Raw genomic sequence first — 23,980 nt, 5'->3', positions numbered from 1 at the left:
GGTTGCGCGGATGCTGACGGCGGGCACCATCACCTTCGCGGCCCTGGTTTGGCTGGGCCTATTGTTCGGCGTCGCCCTGATCGGCGAGCGCCGCCCCGCCTTGTTCGAGCGCCGCTGGGCCATCGTCTACGCCTTGTCCCTGGCCATCCACTGCACGTCGTGGACGTTCTACGGCACGGTCACGCAGGCGAGTCGCTCGGGTTGGTGGCTGCCACCGACGTTCGTCGGCGCGATCCTCATGTATGTCTTTGCCATCGCGGTGTTGCGCCGCCTGGTGCAATTGGCGCGCGACTACAACGCCGGTTCGCTGGCGGATTTGATCGCCGTGCGCCTTGGGCGTCACGCCGGTTTGGCAGCGCTGGTCACCGTGGTGATGCTGATCGGCATCGTGCCGTACATCGCCCTGCAACTGAAGGCCGTGGCGATGAGCTACGGCATGCTGAGTCGCGGCCAGCTCAACGAATCCAATCCGTGGCAGGACAGCGCCCTCTACGTTGCGTTGTTGATGGCACTCTTTGCGATGCTGTTTGGTACGCGGCGCGCGTCGGCGATGGCGCACAACCGTGGCCTGGTGTTGGCGATGGCGTTCGAATCGCTGTTCAAGCTCGGCGCGATGCTGGCACTGGGCACGTTGCTCCTGTCGCCGGCTAGCCGCGCGCTGATGGCAAGTGCGCCGGAGCAACACGACAGCACGGGGTTTCCCGCGCTGATCCTGCTGGGCGCACTGGCCATGTTCACGCTGCCACATCAGTTCCACGCAGGCGTGGTCGAATGCCGCGACAGCACTCACTTGCGCACGGCGCGGTGGCTGTTTCCGCTGTACATGCTCCTGATCTCGATGCCGATCCTCCCGCTGGCCCGACTGGGCGATGCGTGGCTGGGGCCGGGCGGCGTGCCTTCCGATCTCTATGTGCTCGCGCTTCCGCTGGCGCGCGGGCAGCACGGGCTGGCGTTGTTGGCCTTCCTTGGCGGCCTGAGTGCGGCGACCAGCATGGTCGTGGTCGCCACGCTCGCGCTGAGCCTGATGATCGTGAACCACTTCATCGCACCGCTGCGTGTGCGAGCCGGCTGGGGCCGCGACGAGCAGGGCGACTTGCGTGGCGAAGTGCTCAACCAGCGCCGACTGGCCATACTCGCCGTGATCCTGCTGGCGTGGTGCTACAGCCGCGTGCTGGCACGCAACGATGCGCTGGCGGATATCGGCGCGATTTCCTTCTCCGCACTGGCCGGACTCGCTCCTTCGTTGCTTGCTGCGGTCTATCGGCCGCAGCTGGGGCCGCGTGCCGTGGCGGCGGGCCTGGCAGCGGGCACGCTGGTTTGGCTCTACGTGCTGCTGCCGACCATGCAGCCGCACGGTCCTGCGTGGTGGCATGCAGGTCCTTTCGGTGTGACTTGGCTGGCGCCCGATGGGTTGCTTGGGCTTGGCGAGTGGAGTCGCATGGCGCGGGCCGTGGTGATGAGCCTGATTGCCAATGTCGCGGTGATGATGGCGGTGACCGGTTCCCGTTTTGGAAACGCACCACGCACCAGCACGGTGGGTGACATTGGCATGGCTGAGCTGCGAGCGTTGGCGTCACGGTTTTTGCCGGCCGATCGCGTTGGTTTCCTGTTCAATCACGCCGCGATGCACGGCGTTGCCGGCCCGGCGCGCGTGGCAGCGGTGGAACACGAATTGGCCGCCGTGATTGGCGCGGCGTCCGCACGCCTGTTGCTGGAAGTGGTTCGCCAGCAGCGGCGCGAAGAACTGGACACCGTGGCCGCCATCGTCGGGGAGGCCGCGCAGGATCTTCGTTTCAACCAGCGCGTGCTTGAAGCCGCACTGGAAAACATGAGCCAGGGCATCTGCGTGGTGGATGCGGAGCTGCGCCTGGTCGCCTGGAACCGGCGTTACGCGAGCCTGTTCGACTATCCCGTTGAGCTGTTGCAGGTGGGGCGTCCGGTCGCCGACCTGACGCGCCACAACATCGAGCGCGGCATGATCGGCGCCGTGGCGACGGACGAGGGCGTGCAGCGGCGCCTGACGCACATGCGCGCGGGCACACGACATCTCTCCGAACGTCGCTTTCCGGACGGCACCATCGTGGAAATCCGCGGCAACCCGATGCCGGGCGGCGGATTCGTGGCGACGTTCACCGATGTCACCGCCTTCCGTCAAACCGAAGACGCGCTCAAGGCATCCAATGAAACCCTGGAACTGCGTGTGGACGAACGCACGCGTGCCCTGGTGGATGCCACGGCCGAAGCGCAGCGCGCGAACGAGGCGAAGAGCCGTTTCCTTGCCGCGGTGAGCCACGACCTGATGCAACCGCTGCATGCCGCGCAGCTGTTCGCACACACGCTGGCCGAGCGTGGCCACGATGCGCCTACGGTGCGGCATCTCCACGGTGCGTTGTCATCGACGGAGGGCTTGCTTGCCGGCCTGCTCGACATGGCGCGGCTGGAGGCGGGGCGGTTGCAGCCGCAGGTGCGCGACTTTCCCTTGGCTGACGTACTGGATCCCCTGGCAGCCGAGTTTCGTGCGATGGCGGGCGACAAGGGCGTGCGGTTCGATGTGGTGGCTACCCAGCGCTGGGTGCACTCCGATCCGCAGTTGCTGCGTCGCGTGCTGCAGAACTTCCTCTCCAATGCATTGCGCTATGCCGAGCATGGTCGCGTCGTGTTGGGCGTGCGGCGATGCGGTGACCGCCTGCGCGTGCAGGTGTGGGACAACGGTCCGGGCATCGAGGTGGCCGAGCAGCAGGGGATTTTCGAAGAGTTTCGGCGTGGCAGCACGGCGGGCGGGCAGGGCCTTGGATTGGGTCTCTCCATCGCGCAACGCATGGCTGCCTTGCTCGACCATCCGATCGGTCTGCGCTCCTGGCCGGGGCATGGCAGCGTGTTCGAACTTTCGGTGCCGTTGGCATCGTCAACGCAAACGCCGGACATTGAGATTGCCCACGTGCAGGCGTTGCCGACGGGGCGTGCGCTAGTGCTGGACAACGAGCCGGCGGCACTCTCGGCGTTGAGCGTCCTGCTGGCGAGCTGGGGTTGGCAGGTGCACATGGCGCGCACGGTGGAGCAGGCGCGTGCCGCGCCATGGATGCCGGACCTGCATATCTTTGACTACCACCTTGATGCAGGCCGCACGGGGCTGGACGTTTTGCATGAGTTGGGCGAGTCGGCGCGCCATGTGCCGACGGTGATCCTGACGGCCGACCGCGACGGCGAATTGCGGCAGCGGTTGCTCGATCGCGGCATTGGCGTGTTGTACAAGCCGCTCAAGCCGCTGGCGCTGCGCCAGGTGTTGCAGCGCGTGGTGGCTGCGCGCGGTTGATGCTTTTCTGCGGCGTCAGAGCCGCGCCGAATCCGCCAGGTCCAGCGATCGCAGCAACACGCCCGCCTGCGTGCGATTGCGCACGCCCAGCTTTTCGAAAATGGCGGTGACGTGTGCCTTGACGGTGCGTTCCTGGATGGTCAGGCGGTCGGCGATCTGCTTGTTGAGCAAGCCTTCGCCCAGCAGCGCGAGCACACGGTATTGCTGTTCGGTGAGGCGCGCGAGGCGCGACGCCAGATCGACATCGACCGGATCGGCAGGCAGCGCCGCGACCGCCTGCGCCAGTGCCGGCGGCAACCAGTTACCGCAATCGAGCACGCTGCGGATGGCCTGGGCGATGTCGTCGGGGCTGGCACTCTTGGGAATGAAGCCGGAAGCGCCGTGGTCCAGTACGCGTCGCACAGTGCGGGCTTCGTCGTGCGCGGATACCACCAATACCGCCACGCCCGGAAATTGTCCGCGCAGGGTGGCGAGACCCGACAGCCCCTTGCTTCCCGGCATATGCAGGTCCAGCAATACGAGATCGACCTCGTCATCCTCAGCCAGCGCATTGAGCGCACCATCAAGGTCGGCTGCTTCAAGTACGTCACAGTCGGCCACGCTGCCGTTGGCGGCTTGCCGCAGTGCAGCGCGAAACAAGGGATGGTCATCGGCGATCAGCAGGCGTGTCATGACGCTGACGTTAGCCAAGGCGAAGCCCTGCGTCGAGATCGAAACGTCACGCCGTCACCTCAAGGCGACCGGTTCTATGCTGGACTTTCGTACGATGGCAGACACGCGCCTGCTTGCTATGGTGGTGGGCATGACCAATCGTCTTTCCCGTTGGATGCTGTTGCTCGCGCCGCTGTTGGCGTCGTGTGCTACGCCGACCGCGACCAAGGAGTCCGGCATGCAGGCCCCCGATTTCGTGCGCGGCGACGTGCGCGTGACCGAACACCGACAGGGCGACGACCTGCTCAGCGCAGGATTGGGGCTGGAGGGACTGGCGGGTACGCCATCGGCCATCGCCCATCCGTTGCAGCCGACGCCGGCTGAATTGCGCCGTCGTGCGATCCAGACCAGTTGGAAGGGCATTGCCGATCTTGGCCCGCTGGGCGGCTACGGGCATGTGTATGGCGGTGTGCCCGATGTGCCGGGGCGCGAGTACCAGGCCTTCGCGTGGATTCCCGGTGCGCATTCGCCGCATCGCGTGTTGTTGCAGGTGCCCGACAACTTCGATCGCGCGCGTCGTTGCCTGGTCGTTACGGCGTCCTCCGGTTCGCGCGGTGTGTACGGTGCCATTGCCCTGGCCGGTGCGTGGGGTCTTCCGCGTGGTTGCGCCGTGGCTTACACCGACAAGGGCACCGGCAGCGGCTATTTCGATCTGCTCAACGATACGGGCGTGACGCTCGACGGCACACGCGCCCAGCGCGGAACGGCCACTCTCGAATATGAACCCTCGGCGGATGCAGGGCATGCAGGCATCGGCGTGAAGCACGCGCACTCCGGCGACAACCCAGAAGCCGACTGGGGCCAGCACGTATTGCAGGCAGCCCGCTTTGGTCTCGCCATGCTCGATCGTGCGTTCCCCGATCAGGCACCGTTTACCGCGCAGAACACGCGCGTGATTGCGGCAGGTCTTTCCAACGGCGGCGGCGCGGTGCTGCAGGCGGCGGGCATCGATGACGATCACCTGCTCGCGGGCGTGGTGGCGCTGGAGCCCAACGTGCATGTGCCGGAGCAGGGGCGTGCATTGTTCGACTACGCCACCGAGGCATCGATCTGGTTGCCGTGCGCGCTGGCAGATGCGCGCTTTGCCAACGTGCCGATGGCACGGACGCCCACAGGCGGCGTGCCGCCGGCATGGGCGCATCGCTGTCATGAGTTGCGCGAGCGCGGCATGTTGAGTGGCGCCCATATCGCCGAGCAGTCGTCGGAGGCGTACGAGCATCTGCGCGCCAGTGGTTGGACCGATGAAGCCATGGCGACCTCGGCATCCACCACCGCCCTGGACTTGTGGCGTGCCATTACGGCCGCCTATGCGTCCGCCTATATGCGCACCGGGCCGAACGACATGCCCTGCGGTTTCCGCTATGACGGCGCCAACGCGCACGGCACGCCGGTGTCTATCGACATGGCCACGCGGGCCAGCTGGTGGGCCGATGCGTCGGGTATTCCACCGGGCAATGGCGTGGGCCTGCTGGGTGGCACCGATCATTCGGATGACCCCACGTTCTCCGGCGCGCGTTGCCTGCGCTCGCTGTGGGACGACACCCAGGCCAGCACGCAAACGCTGCGCGACAGCATCGCGGCCACGACGGTGAAGGCACCGCGGGCGAGTTTGCCGGTCTGGGTCGTGCATGGCGCGTCCGATGGGCTGCTGCCCACGGCATTCACTTCCGAGCCCTATGTGACCTGGCTGCGCAGCAAGGGCGGGCATCCGCTGTATTGGAAAGTGCCTTACGCCCAGCACTTCGATGCCTTCCTGGCCATCCCGGGCTTCGGCGACCAGCACGTGCCGCTATTGCCCTACGGTTACGCAGCGCTGGATCGGCTGTGGTCGCACATCTATGAAGGTGCGCCCTGGCCCGCGCTGGTGCCCACGCCGGCACCGAAGCCGCGTGGCCCGGCAGCGTTGTCCCGTGAAGGCCTGGACCTGCCGGCCACCTGGACACAGGCGCCCCGCTGAGCCGGGGCGGTGCCCATCACGTCAGCTGGGGTATCCTTCTCGGCTTGCAGGGCGCCTGTGGTTGCGCGCTGCCTTTAACCAAGGATCCCCGATGACCATCAACGTCACCATGACCACCAACCGCGGTCCCATCCACCTGCGCTTGCACGAAGACAAGACGCCGGTGACGGTCGCCAGCTTCGTGAACCTCGCGCGTCGCGGTTATTACGACGGCCTGGCGTTCCACCGCGTGATCGCCGACTTCATGATCCAGGGCGGCTGCCCGGAAGGCAGCGGTCGTGGTGGCCCGGGCTACCGCTTCGAAGACGAATTCGACGCCTCGCTGCGTCACGACAAGCCGGGCGTGCTGTCGATGGCCAACGCCGGTCCGCGCACGAACGGAAGCCAGTTCTTTATCACCCATGGCGCCACGCCGTGGCTGGACGGCAAGCACAGCGTTTTCGGCGAGATTGTTGGTGCGGAAGACCAGGCCGTGGTCGATGCCATCCGCCAGGGTGACGTGATCGAGAAGGTCACCGTGGAAGGCGACGTCGATGCGCTGCTGGCCGCCCAGGCCGAGCGCGTGAAGGAATGGAACGAAGTGCTCGACGCACGCGGCTAAGCCATTTCGTGTGCATGGCGTGAAGAAGCCGCCGTCAGCGATGACGGCGGCTTTTTTCATGCCTGCGTTGTCATGGCGATGTGCGAAACAGGAGCCTAGAATCGAGTGGCTACACGCGTAAGACGATGTGCGTCATTCCCATTCCCTAGGAGATGCAGCCATGTCCTTTCTCAATGATCTGCTCGGCGGTGGTAATCCGGCAGGCGGTTCGTCACTCGTGAACATCGCCGGCCAGTTGATCGAAAAGGCAGGCGGCGTGCAGGGACTGGTCGCCATGTTGCAGCAGCACGGCCTTGGCGACGCGGCACAGTCATGGGTTGGCACCGGCGCCAACCAGCAGGTATCCAGCGAGCAGCTGGGACAGGCCCTGCACAACGGTGGTCTCGGTTCGATCCTGCAGGAAGCCGCCGGCAAGATGGGCGTCGATCAAAGCCAGCTGCTCGGCCAGCTTTCGCAGGTTCTGCCGCACGCGGTGGACCATCTGACGCCCGAAGGCCAGGTGCCGGCACAGGGGCAGGGCGGTTTCGACCTGGGTTCGCTGACCTCGCTGGCCGGCAAGCTGTTTGGCGGCGGCACCAGCGCGGCCTGATTGCCAAGACAAGGCACATCGGCGGCACGGCGCCGCCGATGTGCAACGCATGAATCAAGCCGTTTTGCGGCGGACCGCGTGATAGATCAGCAGCAGCACGATGGCGCCGCCGATCGATCCCAGAAAGTGCACCACACCGGTCTCGCCCCACCAGCCGAGCTTTTCACCGACCCAGGTGGAAATGACGGAGCCGAGAATGCCGAGGATCGCGGTAACGATGAAGCCGCCCGGGTCCTTGCCCGGCATGAGCATCTTGGCGATGACGCCAACAACCAGACCGACGATGAAGACCCATAACCAATGCATGGTGTGCTCCTCGATTGATGTGGTCTCACTTTAGGGCGAGCCAGCGTCCTCAGCCATAGGCACAACAGCCGCTTGACGTGGTTGTTGGCAAGGGCTTGTGGCATGGGGTGGAAAGGCTGGATCACACCATCCTTGGGTGCCATTTTCCTCACCGTCATTCCCGCGAAGGCGGGAATCCAGCGTCTTTGATTTTCACAACAAGTCCCGAAAGACACTGGATTCCCGCCTTCGCGGGAATGACGGAACGGAATCCCGGGTTCGTGAGAAAACGACGAAGGGCGGGCAAAACACGGCCACCGTGGGGCCCGGGCGACTTAGACCATCGGGTAAGCCCCCTGCCACGAATGGCGCGCCGCCACATGCTAAACTTTGAGAGTTTGCTGTCTTCGTCCCCCAAACACGAGGAAGTCATGCCTCAGCTCGCCCAGCGTGTCGGTCGCGCCAAGCCCAGCGCGATCATGGTCATCGCCGAAAAGGCCAAGCAGCTCAAGGCTGCCGGTCGCGACATCATCAGCTTCTCCATCGGCGTACCGAATTTCCTTCCCGGCGAGCATGTGTATGCCGCCGCACGCGAGGCGCTCCAGCACGACTCCGGCCAGTACGGCAGCAACCGCGGTGCGGAAGTGCTGCTCGATGCGTTTCTGGCACACATCGAAAAGCTGGGCTTCACCGGTTACGGCCGCACGAATCTTTCCATCGGCATTGGCGCCAAGCAGGTGCTGTACAACCTGGGCGAAGCGCTGCTGAACGAAGGCGACGAAATCGCCTTTGCCGCGCCGTTCTGGACGACGTATCGCGACATCGCCGACATCCTTGGCGCGAAGGCGAACATCCTGCATTGCGGTCCCGAGCAGAACTACAAGCTCACGCCCGCGCAGCTCGATGCAGCGCTGGCGCGCAAGCCGAAAGTGTTCCTGTTCAACAACCCGTCCAACCCCACGGGCATGGTCTATACGCGCGACGAAATCGCTGCGCTGGCCGAGGTGCTGGTGAAGTATCCGGATACCTGGATCATCACCGACGACATCTACAACTCGATGGTGTTCGACGGCATCGGCTATCACAACTTCGTGCACGTGAAGCCGGAACTGAAGAGCCGCCTGATCTTCGTCGATTCCGTTTCGAAGACGTACGGCATGCCGGGCTGGCGCGTGGGCTTGATTGCAGGCCCTGAAGAAGTGGCCAAGGCCGTCACCACGCTCAATTCCAACCACATCACCAGCCTGCCGGAAGTGATCACCGCTGCCGCTGTCGCCGCGTTCTCCGGTCCGCAGGACATCCCCGAAGCCAAGTGCAAGGAATTCGCGGAGAAGCGCGATGTGGTGGTGAACGCGCTGCGTGCGATTCCCGGCGTGGTGTGTCCGTATCCGCAGGGCGCGTTTTACGCGTTTCCCGACGTCTCCGTCGCCTTCGGCAAGAGCTACAAGGGCGTGACCATCAACGACGACGTCGAGCTGTGCGCCGTGTTGCTGGAAGCCGTGGGCGTGGCCTGCGTGCCGGGCTCGGCCTTCGGCGAACCGCGTGCCCTGCGCATTTCCTATACCTGCCCGACCGCACAATTGCAGCCCGGGCTGGAACGCATCCAGGCGTTCTTTGCGGAACTGACCTGATGATTCTCGCCCATGCTTTGCGACAACCTCCACAAGTTCGTCATTCCCGCGAACCCCACAAAAGGGGGCAAGGGCGGGAATCCAGCGACTTTAAAACGCTGAAAGCAAAGGCACCGGATTCCCGTTTTCGCGGGAATGACGGGCAAAAGCTGGACGTTTTGGTTTGACGCAAGGCATGGGTTTTGTTTTGTACGACTAGCCAAGTTGAAGGAGTTTCTCCGATGAAAGCACCCGTTCGTGTTGCCGTTACCGGCGCTGCCGGCCAGATCGGTTACGCCCTGCTGTTCCGCATTGCCGCGGGCGACATGCTGGGTCCGGACCAGCCGGTGATCCTGCATCTGCTGGAAATCACCCCGGCGCTGCCCGCGCTGCAGGGCGTGGTGATGGAACTCAACGATTGCGCGTTCCCGACGCTGGCCGGCGTGGTCGCCACCGACGACCTCAACGTTGCCTTCAAGGACGTGGATTACGCGCTGCTCGTCGGCGCACGTCCGCGCGGCCCGGGCATGGAGCGCAAGGATCTGCTCGAAGCCAACGGCGCCATCTTCGGCCCGCAGGGCAAGGCACTGAACGATCACGCCAAGCGTGACGTGCGCGTGCTGGTGGTCGGCAACCCGGCCAACACCAATGCGCTGATTGCCCAGCAGAACGCCCCGGATCTCGATCCGAAGTGCTTCACCGCCATGGTGCGCCTGGACCACAACCGCGCGCTGTCGCAGCTGGCCGAGAAGACCGGCAAGCACAACACCGACATCAAGAAGATGACCATCTGGGGCAACCACAGCTCCACGCAGTATCCGGACCTGCACCACGCCACCGTGGGCGGCAAGCCGGCGCTGTCGCTGGTTGACCAGGCCTGGTACGAAAGCGATTTCATCCCGACCGTGCAGCAGCGCGGCGCGGCCATCATCAAGGCCCGTGGTGCTTCCTCGGCGGCGTCGGCGGCTTCCGCTGCCGTCGACCACATGCGCACCTGGGCGCTGGGCACCGCGGAAGGTGACTGGGCTTCGATGGGTATCCCGTCCGATGGTTCGTACGGCATCGAGCCGGGCGTGATCTACGGCTACCCGGTGACGGTGAAGGATGGCAAGTACGCCATCGTGCAGGGCCTGGAAATCAATGATTTCTCGCGCGCCCGCATGGACGCCACCAACAAGGAACTGCGCGAAGAGCGCGCTGGCGTCGAGCACCTGTTCGCCAAGAAGTAAGCCCGGCGCGCAAGCGCCAAGGCATGGAAAAGGCGGCCTCGGCCGCCTTTTTCTTTGTAGCGGTCGACCTATTTTCATGTCATGGCTGGCGACATGGCCGAGGAACGGTAGAATCGCCGGAGTACTGACCGGAACCCAGACATGAAGCGACTTCTTGCGACGATTTCCCTCTGCGCCCTGCTGACCGCCTGCGGTGGCACCCACGGCTTGCGTGACACCACGCCGAAGATGAGCAGCCGCACCAACAAGGACATTCCGACCTACCTGGAATGCGTGCGCGCCAAGTGGGCCGAGACGGCCGAGGTGAGCATGTCGCACAAGGATCAGGAAGGCACGCTGTCGGGTAACGACAAGCAGGGTGCGCATGAACTGGTTTCGGTCACATCTGATGGCACCGGCGCACTGGTCACCATGTACGAGACCCAGGAACTCAAGAAGGATTACAACTCGGCCTACCGCGACGCCGCGGTGTCCTGCCTGTAATGCCTGATCACGGACGATCGGCTCCCGTGCCGATCGTTCCGCGCAGCGACTCGACCAAGGTCGCAAAGCCCGTTCATGGCGGCTGATTTAGGCTTGACCGATCAGCCGTTGAAACGAGGATGATCGCGATGCGCTACGAGGAGTTCTATCAGCGCTCGATAGAGCAACCGGAAGTGTTCTGGGCCGAGCAGGCGCAGCGCATTCACTGGCATACGCCACCGCAGCGCATCCTCGATACATCGAACCTGCCGTTTCGCCGCTGGTTCGCCGGCGGCACCACCAACCTCTGCTACAACGCCGTGGATCGGCACCTGGAGGCGCGCGGTGGCCAGCTCGCCTTGGTGGCGATTTCTGCCGAAACCGGCGTCACGCGCGAACTGACGTATCGCGAGCTTCATCGCGAAGTGAACACCTTTGCCGCCGTGCTTGGCTCGCTGGGCGTGGGCAGGGGCGATCGGGTGGTGATCTACCTTCCCAATATTGCCGAAGCCGTCTTTGCGATGCTGGCATGTGCCCGCATCGGCGCGATCCATTCCGTCGTCTTCGGTGGGTTCGCCGCGCACAATCTCGCGCTGCGCATTGACGATGCACAGCCTGCGTTGCTGATTGCCACCGACGCCGGCATGCGTGGCGGCAAGGTCATTCCCTACAAGCCGCTGGTGGATGCGGCGCTGGAAGAAGCCACGCACAAGCCGCCGCACGTGTTGATCGTCGATCGTGGCCTCGACCCGCAAATGACGCGCGTCGCCGATCGCGATCTTGATTACGCGAGTTTGCGTGCGTCCTACGAAGGTGCCGAAATCCCGGTGGAATGGCTGGAATCGAACGAGCCCAGCTATCTGCTCTACACCTCGGGTACCACCGGCAAGCCCAAGGGCATCCAGCGCGACGTGGGTGGTTATGCGGTGGCAATGGCCATGTCGATCGAGGCCATCTTCGATATCCATCCGGGCGACGTGATGTTCTCCACGTCCGACGTGGGTTGGGCGGTGGGGCACTCCTACAACGTCTACGCGCCGTTGATAGGAGGCGCTACGTCGCTGCTGTACGAAGGGCTGCCCACGCATCCCGACCCGGGCATCTGGTGGCGGCTTTGCGAACGCTACGGCGTGCGCACCATGTTCTCGTCACCCACGGGCATCCGTGTGCTGAAAAAGCAGGATGCAAGCTGGTTGAAGAAGTGCGACCTGTCGAAACTGAAGTGGCTATTCCTGGCCGGCGAGCCGTTGGACGAACCCACCGCGCACTGGATCACCGAAGGGCTCGGCGTGCCGGTGATCGACAACTATTGGCAGACGGAAACGGGCTGGCCCGCGCTCACCCTGATGCCGGGTCTGGATCTGAAGGAAGTGAAGTTCGGTTCACCGGGATTGCCTGCTCCCGGCTACCGGATGAAAGTGATCGACGAAGTCACCGGCGACGAATTGCCGCCCAATCAGAAGGGCGTGCTGGTCTTCGTGCCGCCGCTGCCCCCGGGCTGCCTCAGCACCGTCTGGCGCGATGACGAACGCTATGTCACGAGTTACTTCGGTCACTTCAAGGAGTTGCTGTACAGCTCGCTGGATTGGGCCATTCGCGACGAGAACGGCTACACCACCATCCTGGGTCGCACGGACGATGTCATCAACGTGGCCGGGCATCGGCTTGGTACTCGCGAAATCGAGGAATCCGTGGCGACTCATCCGGCGTGCGCGGAAGCGGCGGTTGTCGGCATGCAGGATGAATTGAAAGGCCAGGTGCCCGTGGTGTTTGCCACGCTCAGGCAGGGCGTCACCGAAGAGGCTGTCGATGTCGCCAAGGGCATGCAGCAGCGGGTGGTGGATCAACTCGGCAAGGTGGCACGACCGGCGCGCATCTATGTGGTGAACGCACTGCCCAAGACGCGTTCCGGCAAATTGCTGCGGCGGTCCTTGCTGGCGCTCGTGCAGCACACCGATCCCGGCGATTTGTCGACGCTGGACGATCCCGGCGCGCTGGATGAAGTCCGTCGCGCACTGGAACGCGGACCGGAGCAGGGCGCTTGAGTTTCGCTCCCTCTCCCCTCCGGGGAGAGGGTTGGGGTGAGGGGCGGGTGCTCGCGGAAACCTTGGATGTTTCAAATATTTGGGCGCTAGTACCCTTCAGCCCGCATCCGCTTTTCACTCAACGCAGCATGCGAAACCATGCATGTTGCCTCGCAACAGGCCTTGAACACGCGCTGCGCTAAAATTGCGGCTTTATAAGCGGAGGTTTCATGGCAAAGATCGCATCCCCCGGCGCAACGTTCCGCGCTGCCGTTGCCGCCGAAAGTCCCCTCCAGGTCATGGGCGCCATCACTGCCTACGCCGGCCTGATGGCCAAGCGCGTGGGCTACAAGGCGCTCTACCTGTCCGGCGGTGGCGTGGCTGCCAATTCGTTGGGCATTCCCGACCTTGGCATCTCGACCATGGAAGACGTGCTCACCGACGCACGCCGCATTGTCGACGCCACGCAGATGCCGCTGCTGGTGGACATCGATACGGGTTGGGGCGGTGCGTTCAACATCGCGCGCACCATCCGTTCGTTCATCAACGTTGGTGTGGCCGCGGTGCACATCGAGGACCAGGTCGGCCAGAAGCGTTGCGGCCATCGTCCCGGCAAGGAAGTCGTGCCGAAGGAAGAGATGGTCGATCGCGTGAAGGCGGCCGTCGATGCCCGTACCGATGAGGGCTTCGTCATCATGGCGCGCACCGATGCCGCCGCTGCGGAAGGCATCGATGCAGCCATCGATCGCGCCTGTGCGTATGTGGAAGCGGGCGCGGACATGATCTTCCCCGAAGCGATGAAGACGCTGGAGGACTACCGCCGCTTCAAGGCAGCCGTGAAGGTGCCGATCCTGGCGAACCTCACCGAGTTCGGTTCCACGCCGTTCTTCACCACCGACGAACTGCGCACGGCCAACGTCGACATCGCGCTGTATTGCTGCGGCGCCTATCGCGCCATGAACAAGGCCGCGCTGCACTTCTACGAAACGGTGCGTCGCGAAGGCACGCAGAAGAACATCATCGACACGCTGCAGACCCGCGCGGATCTTTACGACTTCCTCGGCTACAACGCCTATGAGGACAAGCTCGACGCGCTGTTCGCCAGCCAGAAGAAGGCCTGACCGGTCACCCATTCGCCGGTCACGGTGTTTCGGCCGTGACCGGCCATCGCATGCATTGAGGAGATGTACCTGATGAGCGAACAAACCCTTCCCAAGCCCAAGAAATCCGTCGCGCTGTCGGGCGTGGCCGCCGGCAACACCGCGCTGTGCACGGTGGGCCGCAGCGGTAACGACCTGCATTACCGCGGTTATGACATCCATGACCTGGCGGCCAAGGGTTGCTTCGAGGAAGTGGCCTACCTGCTGGTGCACGGCGTGCTGCCGAACTGGGCCGAACTGAACGCCTATCGCGCCAAGCTCAAGCGCCTGCGCGGCCTGCCTGCGCCGGTGAAGAGCGCACTGGAACTGCTGCCCGCCGCCACGCATCCGATGGATGTGATGCGCACGGGTTGCTCGGTGCTGGGCACCGTGCTGCCGGAGAAGGACGATCACAACGTTACCGGTGCACGCGATATCGCCGACCGCCTGATGGCGAGCTTCGGCTCCATGCTGCTGTACTGGTTCCATTTCAGCCACAACGGCAAGCGCATCGAGACGGAAACCGACGATGAATCCATCGCCGGTCACTTCCTGCACCTGCTGCACGGCAAGAAGCCGAGCGACCTGCACGCGCACTCGCTGGACAAGTCGCTGATCCTCTACGCCGAGCACGAGTTCAACGCGTCCACCTTTACCGCGCGCGTCATCGCCGGCACGGGTTCGGACATGTACTCGGCCATTACCGGTGCCATCGGCGCGCTGCGTGGTCCCAAGCATGGTGGTGCCAACGAAGTGGCGATGGAAATCATCGCGCGCTATCGCAATGCCGCCGAAGCGGAAGCGGATATCCGCGCTCGCGTCGAACGCAAGGAAATCATCATCGGCTTTGGTCACCCGGTTTACACCGTGTCCGATCCGCGCAACGAGATCATCAAGGAGATTTCGCGCAAGCTCTGCACGGAAGGTGGCAATCCGACGCTGTTCGATGTGTCGGAAAAGATCGAGAAGCTGATGTGGGAACAGAAGAAAATGTTCCCCAACCTCGACTGGTTCTCGGCCAGCGCGTACCACATGATGGGCGTGCCGACGGCCATGTTCACGCCGTTGTTCGTCATCGCACGCACCTCCGGCTGGAGCGCGCACGTGATCGAGCAGCGCGAGGACGGCAAGATCATCCGCCCCAGCGCGAACTACACGGGCCCGGAAGACCAGGCTTACGTGCCGATCGAAAAGCGCTGATCGAAGCGAACGTAAGGACCCGGGGAGAGGGCCGAAAGGCTCTCTCTTTTTTTGTAAGTTTCGTTATGGTTCAGGACCCTGTACGACATTGCTATCGTTTCGTGTGCAGGGGTGTAAAGCATTTGATACAGCGGTTTGCACTGCGCGATGAGCGGCGAGGAATGTGCTGCAACCCGCTGAAGTTCCTACTCATGAACGAGCGTTTATGTCCCGCGTTTTAAGCGCGTCCGGAGGGCAGGTGTTACAGCCCTGATGCATACCCGGGTTTTCAGTCGCTGACTGAACCCAGTCTCCGTGATCAAGAGTCGCTTCAACCCCCTGATTTCAGGGCTTTCATCTATGTGACGAGGCGTGCACATGGCGTGGCATGCATGTTGCGACGACTACGTGCTGGATTCGGTTCACCAGCACACAGGGGGTCACCGCATCGCTCCAGGAGAAAGACTATGCGTAAGACTCTAATTGCGACCGCAATCGTGTTAGGTCTGGGACTGACACTCCCGGCATTCGCCAATGACAACAACACCTCGCACGGTTCGAGCAACCTCACCAACACGGACTCGAGCCAGCGTACGAATACCGACACTGACACCAACACCTACACCACTTCAGCGACCGGAGCAGACGGCTCCGCCGCCAGCAGCGGTGGCACGGCAGATTCGTTCAATACCAGCAAGGCAGTAGCGAACAGCACGCTCAACGGCGAAGTGACCAAGGTCGCCGTGTATGGCATCGGCAACTCCTCCTATAACGACGGCAACGCCAATGGCGGCCGTGGTGGTAGCGGTGGCGACGGCGGCCGCGGCACCGGCGCAAAGGCTGCGGGCGGCAACGGCGGTGCCGGCGGCAACGCCGGTGGCGCATTGGCTGGCAGTGGCAAGGCTGGCGGTTCGGGCAGGTCGTCGGGCGATGCGGGCGGTGGGGGTGCTTCCCTGGCTGGTGGCGGTGACGGCGGCGACGGCGGCAACGCCGGTGGCATCCGCAACCACAATCGTGCGGGCGGCGGTGGTGGTACGGCCGGTAGCGGCGCGAACACCGGTGGTACCGGTGGTGCGGGCGGCGCAGGCGCCGGGGGAACGGCAGGCGCAGCATCTCCGACCGGAACCAGTGGCTCGTCGAGCGCAACGGGCGGAACCAGTGGTGCAGCAACTGCAACGGCCGGTACGGGCGGCGCAGGCGGTGCGGGCGCCGGCAATACCGGTGGTGCAGGCATGGGTGGTGCAGGCGCAGCGGGCGGTTCCGGCGGCGCAGGTGGCACGGCTTCGTCGACCACCGGTGCATTCGACATGTCGAACCAGATGAACGGTTCGGCCGCAGCAGCGGCTGGCGTGTCGATCCTTGCACAGAACAGTGGCGCAGCAGCGCTGGTACAGCAGAGCGTCAACGTTCAGGCCAACCTGAACTTCGCGCACTGAGTGAGGGCAACCGGCACGAGGGAACGCTTGCGTTCCCTCGTGTTGGCATATCAAGGGATTGGCCAACGCGAGGCTGGCGTTGGCCACCGATTGGTTCACGTGTTCTCGGGAGACAGTGCCGTGCGATCCTGCAAGTGGCTGCTCGCTCTTACCGCGCTCGGCGCGTTCACCGTCCCTGCCGCTGTGCTGGCAGAAGGCTCAACCATTCCTGCCGCCTACCTGATCCAGGGCGCGGATTCACCCATCGGCGTTTACATCGCGGCTGCCCAGGTGGATCACCAGGGCGAAGCCACGGGCCTGGGCGACACCGTCGACACGGCCACGCTGGCCGAACTCAGCGGCGGTACGCAGATCACCCAGAACACCGACCTCAACGGCACGGTGGGTGACAACTCGGCCAGTCACACGGTGAGTGGCGACAACATCATCACGGGTGGTTCGATGGCCGGGGCAACCGGATTCCCGACGGTGATACAGAATTCGGGCAACAACGTTCTGATCCAGAACGCGACGGTCCTCAACGTCGAATTCAAGCAATGAAAAAGCTTGCAGCGCTGTTGATACTGATCGCGGCGCTGCCGCTGGAAGGTCGTGCCGAAACGCCGGTGACAGTCGCAGGCAACGGCAACGGCATGTACACGATCCACCTCACGAGCGTGAAGGAAGCGCGCTACAAGAGCACCATCCACCAGAAATACGATTTCAGCTGCGGCTCCGCGGCGGTCGCCACGCTGCTCACCTACCAGTACGGGTATCCCGTCAATGAACAGGTGGCGTTCGAGCAGATGTATGCGCATGGCGACAAGCAAAAGATCAACAAGGAAGGTTTCTCCCTGTTGGACATCAAGCGCTTCCTCGACGCCAACGGTTTCGATGCCGATGGCTTCAAGGTGCCGCTGGACAAACTCGAGCAGGAAAACCTGCCGGCTATCGTGCTTATCGATGAGAAGGGCTATCACCATTTCGTGGTGATCAAGGGCATGCGCAACGATCGCGTGCTGGTGGGCGACCCGGCACGCGGCACGCGCGTGATCGCCGAATCGAAATTCATGGAGTTGTGGAAGAACGGGCTGGTATTCGTCATCCACAACCGGCGCAATCTCGCCGTCTTCAACAGCGCCAGCGACTGGAAGGTGGCGCCGCAGGCGCCTGTCGGCGACACCATGGACCGCCGAGGGCTCTACAACATGGTGATGCCCAAACGCGGGCCGGACGATATTTGAGGAAACGGACATGACACCGGTCTCCACCATCGCGGGTCTGGGTTTTCTTCTGCTGACGTGCGGCGCGTTCGTGGTGGCTGCGCAAGCCCAGGACAACGTTGCTGCACCGGCGACGGCGGTGGCGGCGCAGACGGCTGGTGCGACGGCAGCACCCACGGCGGCACTGGCCAATGTCGTGAGCGGCATTCCCACGTCGGATGCGATTGCCGGATGGTCACCTGTTGGCGAAGACACGCTTGACCAGACACGCGGCGGCTTCGATGTAGGCAATGGCCTGGTGGCGTCGTTCGGCATCGACCGCGCTGTTTACGTCAACGGCAACCTGGTGACCACCACCAGCTTCAACGTGCCCGATATCGCGCACATGACACCGGCACAGGCGACGGCCATGCAAACGGCGCTGAGCACGGTGCAAGTGACGCAGATTGGCCCGAACAATACGTTTGATCCGTCGTCGCTTGCTCCAGGGCAGGGTGCAACGGTGATCCAGAACACGTTGAACAACCAGCATATCCAGAGCATCACCACGATCAACGCAACGACCAACGCACTTAGCGCATTCCGCGAGGGGAGCCTCCAGGAAGCGTTGCAGCAATCGCAGTTGCAGTCTTTGGGGCATTAAGAAAGAGGCGACCCGTCAAGGTTCGCTTTTTTTGTGGATGCGTCGCGGCTTGTCGCCGCGGCGCATTCGTCTGTGCGACGTCGAACCGTGAGTCATGAGGAAGCATGATGCGACACTCAACGTGGCGGTATGTCTGGTCGGCAGGATGTGCAGGGCTGGTGGCCCTGGGCCTGCCCGTTGCGGCTCAACAACAAGCATCGACGCCATCGGGGGCGGCAACGCCACCGGCGCCCATCGCTGCGGCGCCATCCACGACACCGGCGCCCACCAATGCGGAAGATCTCCGCAAGCAGGTAGCGGCGCAGGGTGATCGCATCGATGCCATGCGCAGCCAGATCAGCGCGCAGATAGCGCAGCTCGACGCGATGAAGCGCGCGCTCGCCGAGCAGGAGGCCGACTATCAGTCGCTACGCCATGCCGTGGGCATGGATGTGCTGGACAAGCAGCGCGCGGGCAGCATTGCCGCGGGTGGCGCAGGCGCATCAGCGCTTCCCATGCCTGCGGGCGATGCGGTAGCTGCCGATGCGCCCCAGCAACAGCAGCCCGTGGGCGAGGCACCGAAGGCCGACACCCGGCCGCCGGAAGTAGCGCCCATTTTCCAGCAGCCTGGCGTGCTCACGCCGAAGGGCAAGTTCATCATCGAGCCGGCATATCAGTTTGGCTACTCGAACGTGGATCGCGTGGCTCTCGTCGGCTACACGGTGATTCCCGCCATCCTCATCGGCTTGATCGATGCACGCGAGGTCAGGACCACCACGCAGATCGGATGGCTCACCGGCCGCTACGGCATCACCAACCGCATGGAAATCGAAGTGCGCGTGCCTTACGTCTATCAACACGAGGACGTGACCAGCCGCGAGATCTTCACCGGCAGCGCGACGGACAACGCCTTCGGCAACAGCGGCCACGGCATCGGCGACGTCGAGGCAACGCTGCGTTACCAGATCAACAACGGTGGTCCCGACAAGGCGTATTACGTGGGCTGGCTGCGCGTGAAGTCACGCACGGGTACGGACCCGTTCCAGGTCACCACCGACTGCATACAGCGCTGCGTGGAGAACGTGGCGACCGAGGTGGATCTTTCCGCCACGGGTACGGGCTTGCCGTTGACGCAACCCACGGGCACGGGCTTCTGGTCGATACAGCCGGGTGTGACATGGTTGTATCCCACCGACCCGGTCGTGTTCTTCGGCAACTTCAGCTACCTCTACAACGTGCCGCGCGACAACGTCAGCCGCAACATTCTTCTGGGTGGCACGGAGTTCTTGGGCAAGATCAAGCCGGGCGACATTGCGGACGTCAGCATTGGCCTTGGCCTGTCGCTCAACGAAAAGGCCTCGATCAGTATCGGTTACGACCAGAGCTTCGTGGGCCAGACCAAGCAGAACAACCAGAACGTACCGGGCTCCACCAAGTACGTGCTCGGCACCTTGTTGATCGGCGGTTCCTGGCGCTTCAGCGACAAGCGCACGCTGAACTTCACCCTGGGCGTGGGCGTCACGCGCGACACACCGGACGCCACCGTGACGATTCGCGTGCCGATGATGTTCTGAGCTTGAAAAGCGCGCCAACGATGGCGTTGGCGCGCTTCATCTCACAGACCTTCCTGCGCCATCGCCGAGGCCACGCCGGCATCGGCGGTCATGCGCTGGTGGAAGCGTGCAAGGTTGTCGAGCCCCGACAGATCCACGCCCTTGCCCATGGCCCAGCGCAGCACCACGAACAGGTAAGGGTCGGCGAACGAGCGCGTGCCCGTCAGCCAGTCGCGACCCTGCAACTGCGCATCGAGGCGCTCGTAATAGGCGCGCAGGCGACCGATGCATTTGGTGCGCAATTGTTCCTGCGCTGCTTCGCCGTCGATGAAACGCGCGGCGCCGAACACCGGCTTGAACAGCGGATGCAGATCGGAGTTGAGATAAGCGAGCCAGCGGTTCACTTCCGCGCGACCGCGCGCACCTTCGCCGCCCAGGCCGGCGAGCGGAAATTTGTCGGCGAGGTAGTTGAGGATCGCCACGTTCTCGGTCAGCACCCAGCCTTCAGGTTCCTGCAGGGCAGGGACGGCACCCGACGGATTGATACGCAGGTATTCCGGCGAGCCCAACTCTTCGCGTGCAACGCGATACGTTTCATACGGCAGGCCGATCCAATCGAGGACGATGTGATCGGAGAGCGAGCAGGCGCCCGGCAGGTAGTACAGCTTCATGGGGAGTTTCTCGGTGGGCGTTATCCGTGAAGGGGCGCCTGCCGCGCACCCTGGGCTCAAGCCGAAGCCTGCACTCGCCGGCGACGACGCTGCACAAGCCAGCCACCCAGGCACACGCCGATCACCAGTACGGCATCGAGCACATAGGCCGCCCATGCGTGAGTGGTGAACCACGACGACAACCAGTGATCGTGCGCAATCATGCGCGCGGCCGTCCAGGCAATGGCAGCAGCGCCGATGTAGATGATGATCGGGAAGCGTTCGATCAATCGAAGGATCAGCGATGAACCCCACACCACCAGCGGCACGCTGATGGCCAGGCCAAGGATCACCAGCACCATGTGGCCCTTGGCCGCGCCGGCGATGGCGAGCACGTTGTCCATGCCCATCAACGCGTCGGCCACGATGATGGTGCGCATGGCCACCCAGAAGCTGCCCGCCGCGCCGACCTCATGAGGCTTGTCGTCTTGCTGCAGCAGCTTCCACGCGATGGGCAACAGCAGCAGGCCGCCAACCAGCATCAAACCCGGCAGTTCCAGCAGAAACACCACGACGCCCGTCAGTGCCACGCGTATGGCAACCGCACCCACCGTGCCCCAGAGCACGGCCTTCTTCTGTATTTGCCGAGGGAGATTGCGCGCAGCCAGTGCAATCACGATGGCGTTGTCGCCAGCGAGCACGAGATCGAGCAGCACGATGGCCAGCAGGCCGGAGAGAAATTCGGTGGCGACAAGTTCCATGAGCGGGTCTCTGCGCGTCAAGACAAATGCAGACACGACAGGCACGCGCGGCCCGTCATGACTGCAAAAGTCTCGTTCGCGGCAAAGCCGCTGCAGTGACCGGAGCGGATTGCCGCTCGTGATGACGACCACTGCAAGGACACTGATGAAGCCGGTGTCCGGAACTACTCCCTTTTGGGGTCAGTATCTGTGTATTTTCGCGGCCGCTCGGCGTTCGCGTCAACCTGCGTATCACGCGACTAGCGGCAACGTGCGGTTTTCCCAGTGCTGCGAGACATCGTGATGAGTGCGCCCGACATTCGCTCCGCCAAACGTCCCGAGCCCGATCAGCCGATGACCGACGTGGCCAACTACGTCATCGACTACCGGATTGAATCCACCGAGGCGTATGACACGGCGCGCTACATGCTGCTGGACTCGCTGGCCACGGCCATGATGGCCATGAGGTTCCCCGAATGCGTGAAGCACCTTGGCCCCATCGTGCCGGGGGCAGTCCTGCCGGGCGGAGCCCGCGTGCCTGGCACGAGTCACGAGCTGGACCCTGCACAAGCCGCTTTCGCCATCGGCACCCAGATTCGCTGGCTGGATTTCAACGACACCTGGCTGGCGGCGGAATGGGGGCATCCCTCGGACAACCTGGGCGCCATCCTGGCCGTGGCCGACTACCTCAGTCGCAAGGCCCAGCGTGAGGGAGGCCGGCCGATGACCGTCCGCGACGTGCTCACCTATGCCATCAAGGCGCACGAGATCCAGGGCTGCTACGCGCTCAGGAACAGCTTCAACCGTGTCGGGCAGGACCACGTCATCCTGGTGCGGCTGGCTTCCACGGCGGTCGTCACGGCCATGCTGGGTGGCACCAGGGAGCAGGTGACCACCGCCATCTCCCACAGCTGGGTCGACAACGGCGCCCTCCGTACCTACCGCCATGCCCCGAACACCGGCCCGCGCAAAAGCTGGGCCGCGGGTGATGCCTGCCGCCGTGCCGTCATCCACGCCATCAATGCGGTTGACCGGGGCGTGGTGGGCTACCCGTCGGCGCTCAGTGCCAAGACCTGGGGCTACTACGACGTGGCCTTCAACGGCGCCGCTTTCCAGTTCGAACGGCCGTTCGGCAGCTACGTCATGGAGAACATTCTCTTCAAGATCAGCTTCCCGGCCGAGTTCCACGCCCAGACCGCCGTGGAGTGCGCCATGGCCCTGCATGGCGCCGTGGCCGGCAAGCTCGACCAGATAGAAAGGGTGACCATCGAAACCCAGGAGGCGGGCGCGCGCATCATCGACAAGACCGGCCCGCTGGCCAATTACGCGGACCGCGACCATTGCATCCAGTACATGGTGGCCGTGCCGCTGATCTTTGGCCGCCTGACCGCCGAGGACTACGGCGACGAGGTGGCCGCCGATCCGCGCATCGACGCCCTGCGGGAAAAGATGGTGGTGACTGAAAATCCCCGGTTCACGAAGGACTATTTCGACCCCGGCAAGCGTTATATAGGTAACGCGGTCCAGGTCTTCTTCAAGGATGGTTCCAGCACGGAAAAGGTGACCGTGGATGTGCCCATTGGCCACCGCAGGCGGAGGGCCGAGGGTATACCCCTTCTGCTCAAGAAGTTCGAGGCGGCCTTGCGGGGCCACTTGCCGGCCCATCAGGTGAAGTCGATCCTGAACGCAACGGCTAACCCGGTAACGCTGGACACCCTATCTATTAACGAATTCCTAGGTTTCTTCACGCTGTAAAGACGGCGTGAGCCGAAAATGAACACGCGTTTGGGGTCGATTTGCAATTGCTTAACTTTTGCTAAGCTACTCCGCGCCCGTTTCGGGTAAACAAGCACCACTAGGTTCGAAGTCAGGTTCGGGGTTCATTAGGAAAAGGAACCGCGGACTTGATGGCTTTTCCCGTCTGGGGTGAACGGACGCGTACACCAATAAACGAGGAGACACCTGATGAAACGTAAGGGCTTGTACATCCTGATTGCCCTCGCCCTGGGCGGCGCGGGCGCCGTTCACGCGCAGGACAATACCGCCTCCGGCAGCTCGGCACCGGCCACGACCGAGACCTCCCAGTACGATGACCGCTGGTACATCGCACCGACGGTGGGCGGCTACTACAACGACACCGATCGCAACACCAACAGCCGCCAGTTCTATTACGGCATCGGCTTTGGTCGTTACTTCTCGCCCAACTTCTCGCTGGATTTCTTCGGTGACCGCACCAAGCGCACCGTCGATACCGATGCCGGCGGTGGTCGTTGGTCGAACAACACCTACGGCCTGGCCGCTCGTTACTACTTCCTCGACTGGAATGCATGGCGCCCGTACCTGTTGGGCGGCGTGATGGGCAGTCAGCACATCAGCGACTTCGAACACGGCTGGTCGCCGGCTGCTGAAGTGGGCGTGGGCGTGTCCAAGACCATCACGGACAGCTCCGACGTTCGCCTGGAAGGCGGCTATCGCTACGACTGGGACGACAAGACCCAGCCGAACCGCAATGGCTACGGCGACTGGTTCCTGGGCTTCAGCATCGTGTCGCGCATCGGTGCACCGCCGGCTCCGCCGGCACCGCCGCCGCCGCCGGCTGCTCCGGACTGCTCCAAGCAGTTCCGCAACGGCGTGAACCTGTGCGACAACAAGTGCCCGGATCTGCCGGAAGGCACGAT

21 protein-coding genes are annotated in these 23,980 nt (G+C 63.6%); 17 read left to right on the top strand and 4 right to left on the bottom strand.

Annotated elements, in window-relative coordinates; all coding sequences use genetic code 11:
- Positions 1–10 precede the first annotated feature (10 nt).
- Positions 11–3,313, top strand: coding sequence for a PAS-domain containing protein (locus DK366_RS08020; RefSeq protein WP_109125014.1), 3,303 nt, complete (start codon positions 11–13; stop codon positions 3,311–3,313).
- A gap of 15 nt (positions 3,314–3,328) precedes the next feature.
- Here DK366_RS08020 and DK366_RS08015 read toward each other — a convergent pair whose 3' ends face one another.
- Positions 3,329–3,985, bottom strand: a complete 657-nt coding sequence (locus tag DK366_RS08015; protein WP_109125013.1) for a response regulator transcription factor — start codon at positions 3,983–3,985, stop codon at positions 3,329–3,331.
- Here DK366_RS08015 and DK366_RS08010 point away from each other — a divergent pair.
- The 3 genes from DK366_RS08010 (at position 3,984) to DK366_RS08000 (ending at position 7,171) form a co-directional block, all read left to right on the top strand.
- A complete protein-coding gene (locus DK366_RS08010; RefSeq protein ID WP_232820966.1) occupies positions 3,984–5,981 on the top strand; it encodes a D-(-)-3-hydroxybutyrate oligomer hydrolase in 1,998 nt (665 codons plus the stop codon). The genes DK366_RS08015 and DK366_RS08010 overlap by 2 nt on opposite strands.
- 91 nt (positions 5,982–6,072) lie before the next feature.
- Positions 6,073–6,582, top strand: a complete 510-nt coding sequence (locus tag DK366_RS08005; protein ID WP_109125012.1) for a peptidylprolyl isomerase — start codon at positions 6,073–6,075, stop codon at positions 6,580–6,582.
- 160 nt (positions 6,583–6,742) lie between these two features.
- Complete coding sequence (locus DK366_RS08000; RefSeq protein WP_109125011.1) at positions 6,743–7,171, top strand: YidB family protein; 429 nt, start codon at positions 6,743–6,745, stop codon at positions 7,169–7,171.
- A 54-nt stretch (positions 7,172–7,225) separates the two neighbouring features.
- Here the strand turns inward: DK366_RS08000 and DK366_RS07995 are convergent, their stop codons facing one another.
- On the bottom strand, positions 7,226–7,477 hold the full coding sequence (locus tag DK366_RS07995) for a GlsB/YeaQ/YmgE family stress response membrane protein (RefSeq protein WP_109125010.1): 252 nt from the start codon (positions 7,475–7,477) through the stop codon (positions 7,226–7,228).
- A 410-nt stretch (positions 7,478–7,887) separates the two neighbouring features.
- Here DK366_RS07995 and DK366_RS07990 point away from each other — a divergent pair, with 410 nt between their 5' ends.
- The 11 genes from DK366_RS07990 (at position 7,888) to DK366_RS07940 (ending at position 19,933) form a co-directional block, all read left to right on the top strand.
- The gene (locus DK366_RS07990) at positions 7,888–9,087 is read left to right on the top strand and encodes a pyridoxal phosphate-dependent aminotransferase (protein WP_109125009.1); all 1,200 of its coding nucleotides are present in this window, start codon (positions 7,888–7,890) and stop codon (positions 9,085–9,087) included.
- A gap of 221 nt (positions 9,088–9,308) precedes the next feature.
- The gene (locus DK366_RS07985) at positions 9,309–10,295 is read left to right on the top strand and encodes a malate dehydrogenase (protein WP_109125008.1); all 987 of its coding nucleotides are present in this window, start codon (positions 9,309–9,311) and stop codon (positions 10,293–10,295) included.
- Positions 10,296–10,436: 141 nt separating this feature from the next.
- Entirely contained in the window at positions 10,437–10,778 is a 342-nt protein-coding gene (locus tag DK366_RS07980) for a hypothetical protein (protein ID WP_109125007.1), read from the top strand.
- Between the two features lie 128 nt (positions 10,779–10,906).
- Positions 10,907–12,802 carry a propionate--CoA ligase gene (gene prpE, locus DK366_RS07975; protein ID WP_109125109.1) on the top strand — a complete coding sequence of 632 codons (1,896 nt, stop codon included), beginning with the start codon at positions 10,907–10,909 and terminating at the stop codon, positions 12,800–12,802.
- A 209-nt stretch (positions 12,803–13,011) separates the two neighbouring features.
- The gene (prpB, locus tag DK366_RS07970; RefSeq protein ID WP_109125006.1) at positions 13,012–13,902 is read left to right on the top strand and encodes a methylisocitrate lyase; all 891 of its coding nucleotides are present in this window, start codon (positions 13,012–13,014) and stop codon (positions 13,900–13,902) included.
- A gap of 72 nt (positions 13,903–13,974) precedes the next feature.
- Positions 13,975–15,120: a 2-methylcitrate synthase gene (prpC, locus tag DK366_RS07965; RefSeq protein WP_109125108.1), complete on the top strand. Its 1,146-nt coding sequence runs from the start codon at positions 13,975–13,977 to the stop codon at positions 15,118–15,120.
- 446 nt (positions 15,121–15,566) lie between these two features.
- Positions 15,567–16,535, top strand: a complete 969-nt coding sequence (locus DK366_RS07960) for a hypothetical protein (protein ID WP_109125005.1) — start codon at positions 15,567–15,569, stop codon at positions 16,533–16,535.
- Between the two features lie 120 nt (positions 16,536–16,655).
- Positions 16,656–17,075: a hypothetical protein gene (locus DK366_RS21540; protein WP_232820965.1), complete on the top strand. Its 420-nt coding sequence runs from the start codon at positions 16,656–16,658 to the stop codon at positions 17,073–17,075.
- Complete coding sequence (locus tag DK366_RS07950; protein ID WP_109125004.1) at positions 17,072–17,758, top strand: C39 family peptidase; 687 nt, start codon at positions 17,072–17,074, stop codon at positions 17,756–17,758. Before DK366_RS21540 ends, DK366_RS07950 begins: the two co-directional genes overlap by 4 nt.
- A 10-nt stretch (positions 17,759–17,768) precedes the next feature.
- Positions 17,769–18,380 carry a hypothetical protein gene (locus DK366_RS07945; protein WP_109125003.1) on the top strand — a complete coding sequence of 204 codons (612 nt, stop codon included), beginning with the start codon at positions 17,769–17,771 and terminating at the stop codon, positions 18,378–18,380.
- A gap of 104 nt (positions 18,381–18,484) precedes the next feature.
- Positions 18,485–19,933, top strand: a complete 1,449-nt coding sequence (locus DK366_RS07940; protein ID WP_232820964.1) for a transporter — start codon at positions 18,485–18,487, stop codon at positions 19,931–19,933.
- A gap of 41 nt (positions 19,934–19,974) precedes the next feature.
- Here the strand turns inward: DK366_RS07940 and DK366_RS07935 are convergent, their stop codons facing one another.
- Together DK366_RS07935 and DK366_RS07930 are read right to left on the bottom strand one after the other, a co-directional pair.
- Positions 19,975–20,583 (bottom strand): glutathione S-transferase N-terminal domain-containing protein, encoded by a 609-nt coding sequence (locus tag DK366_RS07935; RefSeq protein ID WP_109125002.1) that lies wholly within the window; start codon positions 20,581–20,583, stop codon positions 19,975–19,977.
- Between the two features lie 56 nt (positions 20,584–20,639).
- Positions 20,640–21,323, bottom strand: coding sequence for a YjbE family putative metal transport protein (locus DK366_RS07930; protein WP_109125001.1), 684 nt, complete (start codon positions 21,321–21,323; stop codon positions 20,640–20,642).
- Between the two features lie 282 nt (positions 21,324–21,605).
- On the opposite strand from DK366_RS07930, the gene DK366_RS07925 reads away from it, so the two are divergent.
- Complete coding sequence (locus DK366_RS07925; RefSeq protein WP_109125000.1) at positions 21,606–23,057, top strand: bifunctional 2-methylcitrate dehydratase/aconitate hydratase; 1,452 nt, start codon at positions 21,606–21,608, stop codon at positions 23,055–23,057.
- A 210-nt stretch (positions 23,058–23,267) separates the two neighbouring features.
- On the top strand, positions 23,268–23,980 hold a 713-nt coding region (locus DK366_RS07920; RefSeq protein WP_232820963.1), incomplete at its 3' end, for a porin family protein.

Origin of the sequence: Dyella sp. C11 (assembly GCF_003121485.1) — a bacterium.
Lineage (GTDB): Bacteria > Pseudomonadota > Gammaproteobacteria > Xanthomonadales > Rhodanobacteraceae > Dyella.
The sequence above is the reverse complement of the archived record's forward strand: the minus strand, read 5'-3'. Positions and strand labels throughout refer to the sequence as shown.

Bases quoted from the DNA above. Each gene is read 5' to 3' on its own strand.
- DK366_RS08020 (WP_109125014.1), top strand. From the start codon at position 11: ATGCTGACGGCGGGCACCATCACCTTCGCGGCCCTGGTTTGGCTGGGC.
- DK366_RS08010 (WP_232820966.1), top strand. From the start codon at position 3,984: ATGACGCTGACGTTAGCCAAGGCGAAGCCCTGCGTCGAGATCGAAACG.
- DK366_RS08015 (WP_109125013.1), bottom strand. From the start codon at position 3,985: ATGACACGCCTGCTGATCGCCGATGACCATCCCTTGTTTCGCGCTGCA.
- DK366_RS08005 (WP_109125012.1), top strand. From the start codon at position 6,073: ATGACCATCAACGTCACCATGACCACCAACCGCGGTCCCATCCACCTG.
- DK366_RS08000 (WP_109125011.1), top strand. From the start codon at position 6,743: ATGTCCTTTCTCAATGATCTGCTCGGCGGTGGTAATCCGGCAGGCGGT.
- DK366_RS07995 (WP_109125010.1), bottom strand. From the start codon at position 7,477: ATGCATTGGTTATGGGTCTTCATCGTCGGTCTGGTTGTTGGCGTCATC.
- DK366_RS07990 (WP_109125009.1), top strand. From the start codon at position 7,888: ATGCCTCAGCTCGCCCAGCGTGTCGGTCGCGCCAAGCCCAGCGCGATC.
- DK366_RS07985 (WP_109125008.1), top strand. From the start codon at position 9,309: ATGAAAGCACCCGTTCGTGTTGCCGTTACCGGCGCTGCCGGCCAGATC.
- DK366_RS07980 (WP_109125007.1), top strand. From the start codon at position 10,437: ATGAAGCGACTTCTTGCGACGATTTCCCTCTGCGCCCTGCTGACCGCC.
- prpE (WP_109125109.1), top strand. From the start codon at position 10,907: ATGCGCTACGAGGAGTTCTATCAGCGCTCGATAGAGCAACCGGAAGTG.
- prpB (WP_109125006.1), top strand. From the start codon at position 13,012: ATGGCAAAGATCGCATCCCCCGGCGCAACGTTCCGCGCTGCCGTTGCC.
- prpC (WP_109125108.1), top strand. From the start codon at position 13,975: ATGAGCGAACAAACCCTTCCCAAGCCCAAGAAATCCGTCGCGCTGTCG.
- DK366_RS07960 (WP_109125005.1), top strand. From the start codon at position 15,567: ATGCGTAAGACTCTAATTGCGACCGCAATCGTGTTAGGTCTGGGACTG.
- DK366_RS07950 (WP_109125004.1), top strand. From the start codon at position 17,072: ATGAAAAAGCTTGCAGCGCTGTTGATACTGATCGCGGCGCTGCCGCTG.
- DK366_RS07945 (WP_109125003.1), top strand. From the start codon at position 17,769: ATGACACCGGTCTCCACCATCGCGGGTCTGGGTTTTCTTCTGCTGACG.
- DK366_RS07940 (WP_232820964.1), top strand. From the start codon at position 18,485: ATGATGCGACACTCAACGTGGCGGTATGTCTGGTCGGCAGGATGTGCA.
- DK366_RS07935 (WP_109125002.1), bottom strand. From the start codon at position 20,583: ATGAAGCTGTACTACCTGCCGGGCGCCTGCTCGCTCTCCGATCACATC.
- DK366_RS07930 (WP_109125001.1), bottom strand. From the start codon at position 21,323: ATGGAACTTGTCGCCACCGAATTTCTCTCCGGCCTGCTGGCCATCGTG.
- DK366_RS07925 (WP_109125000.1), top strand. From the start codon at position 21,606: ATGAGTGCGCCCGACATTCGCTCCGCCAAACGTCCCGAGCCCGATCAG.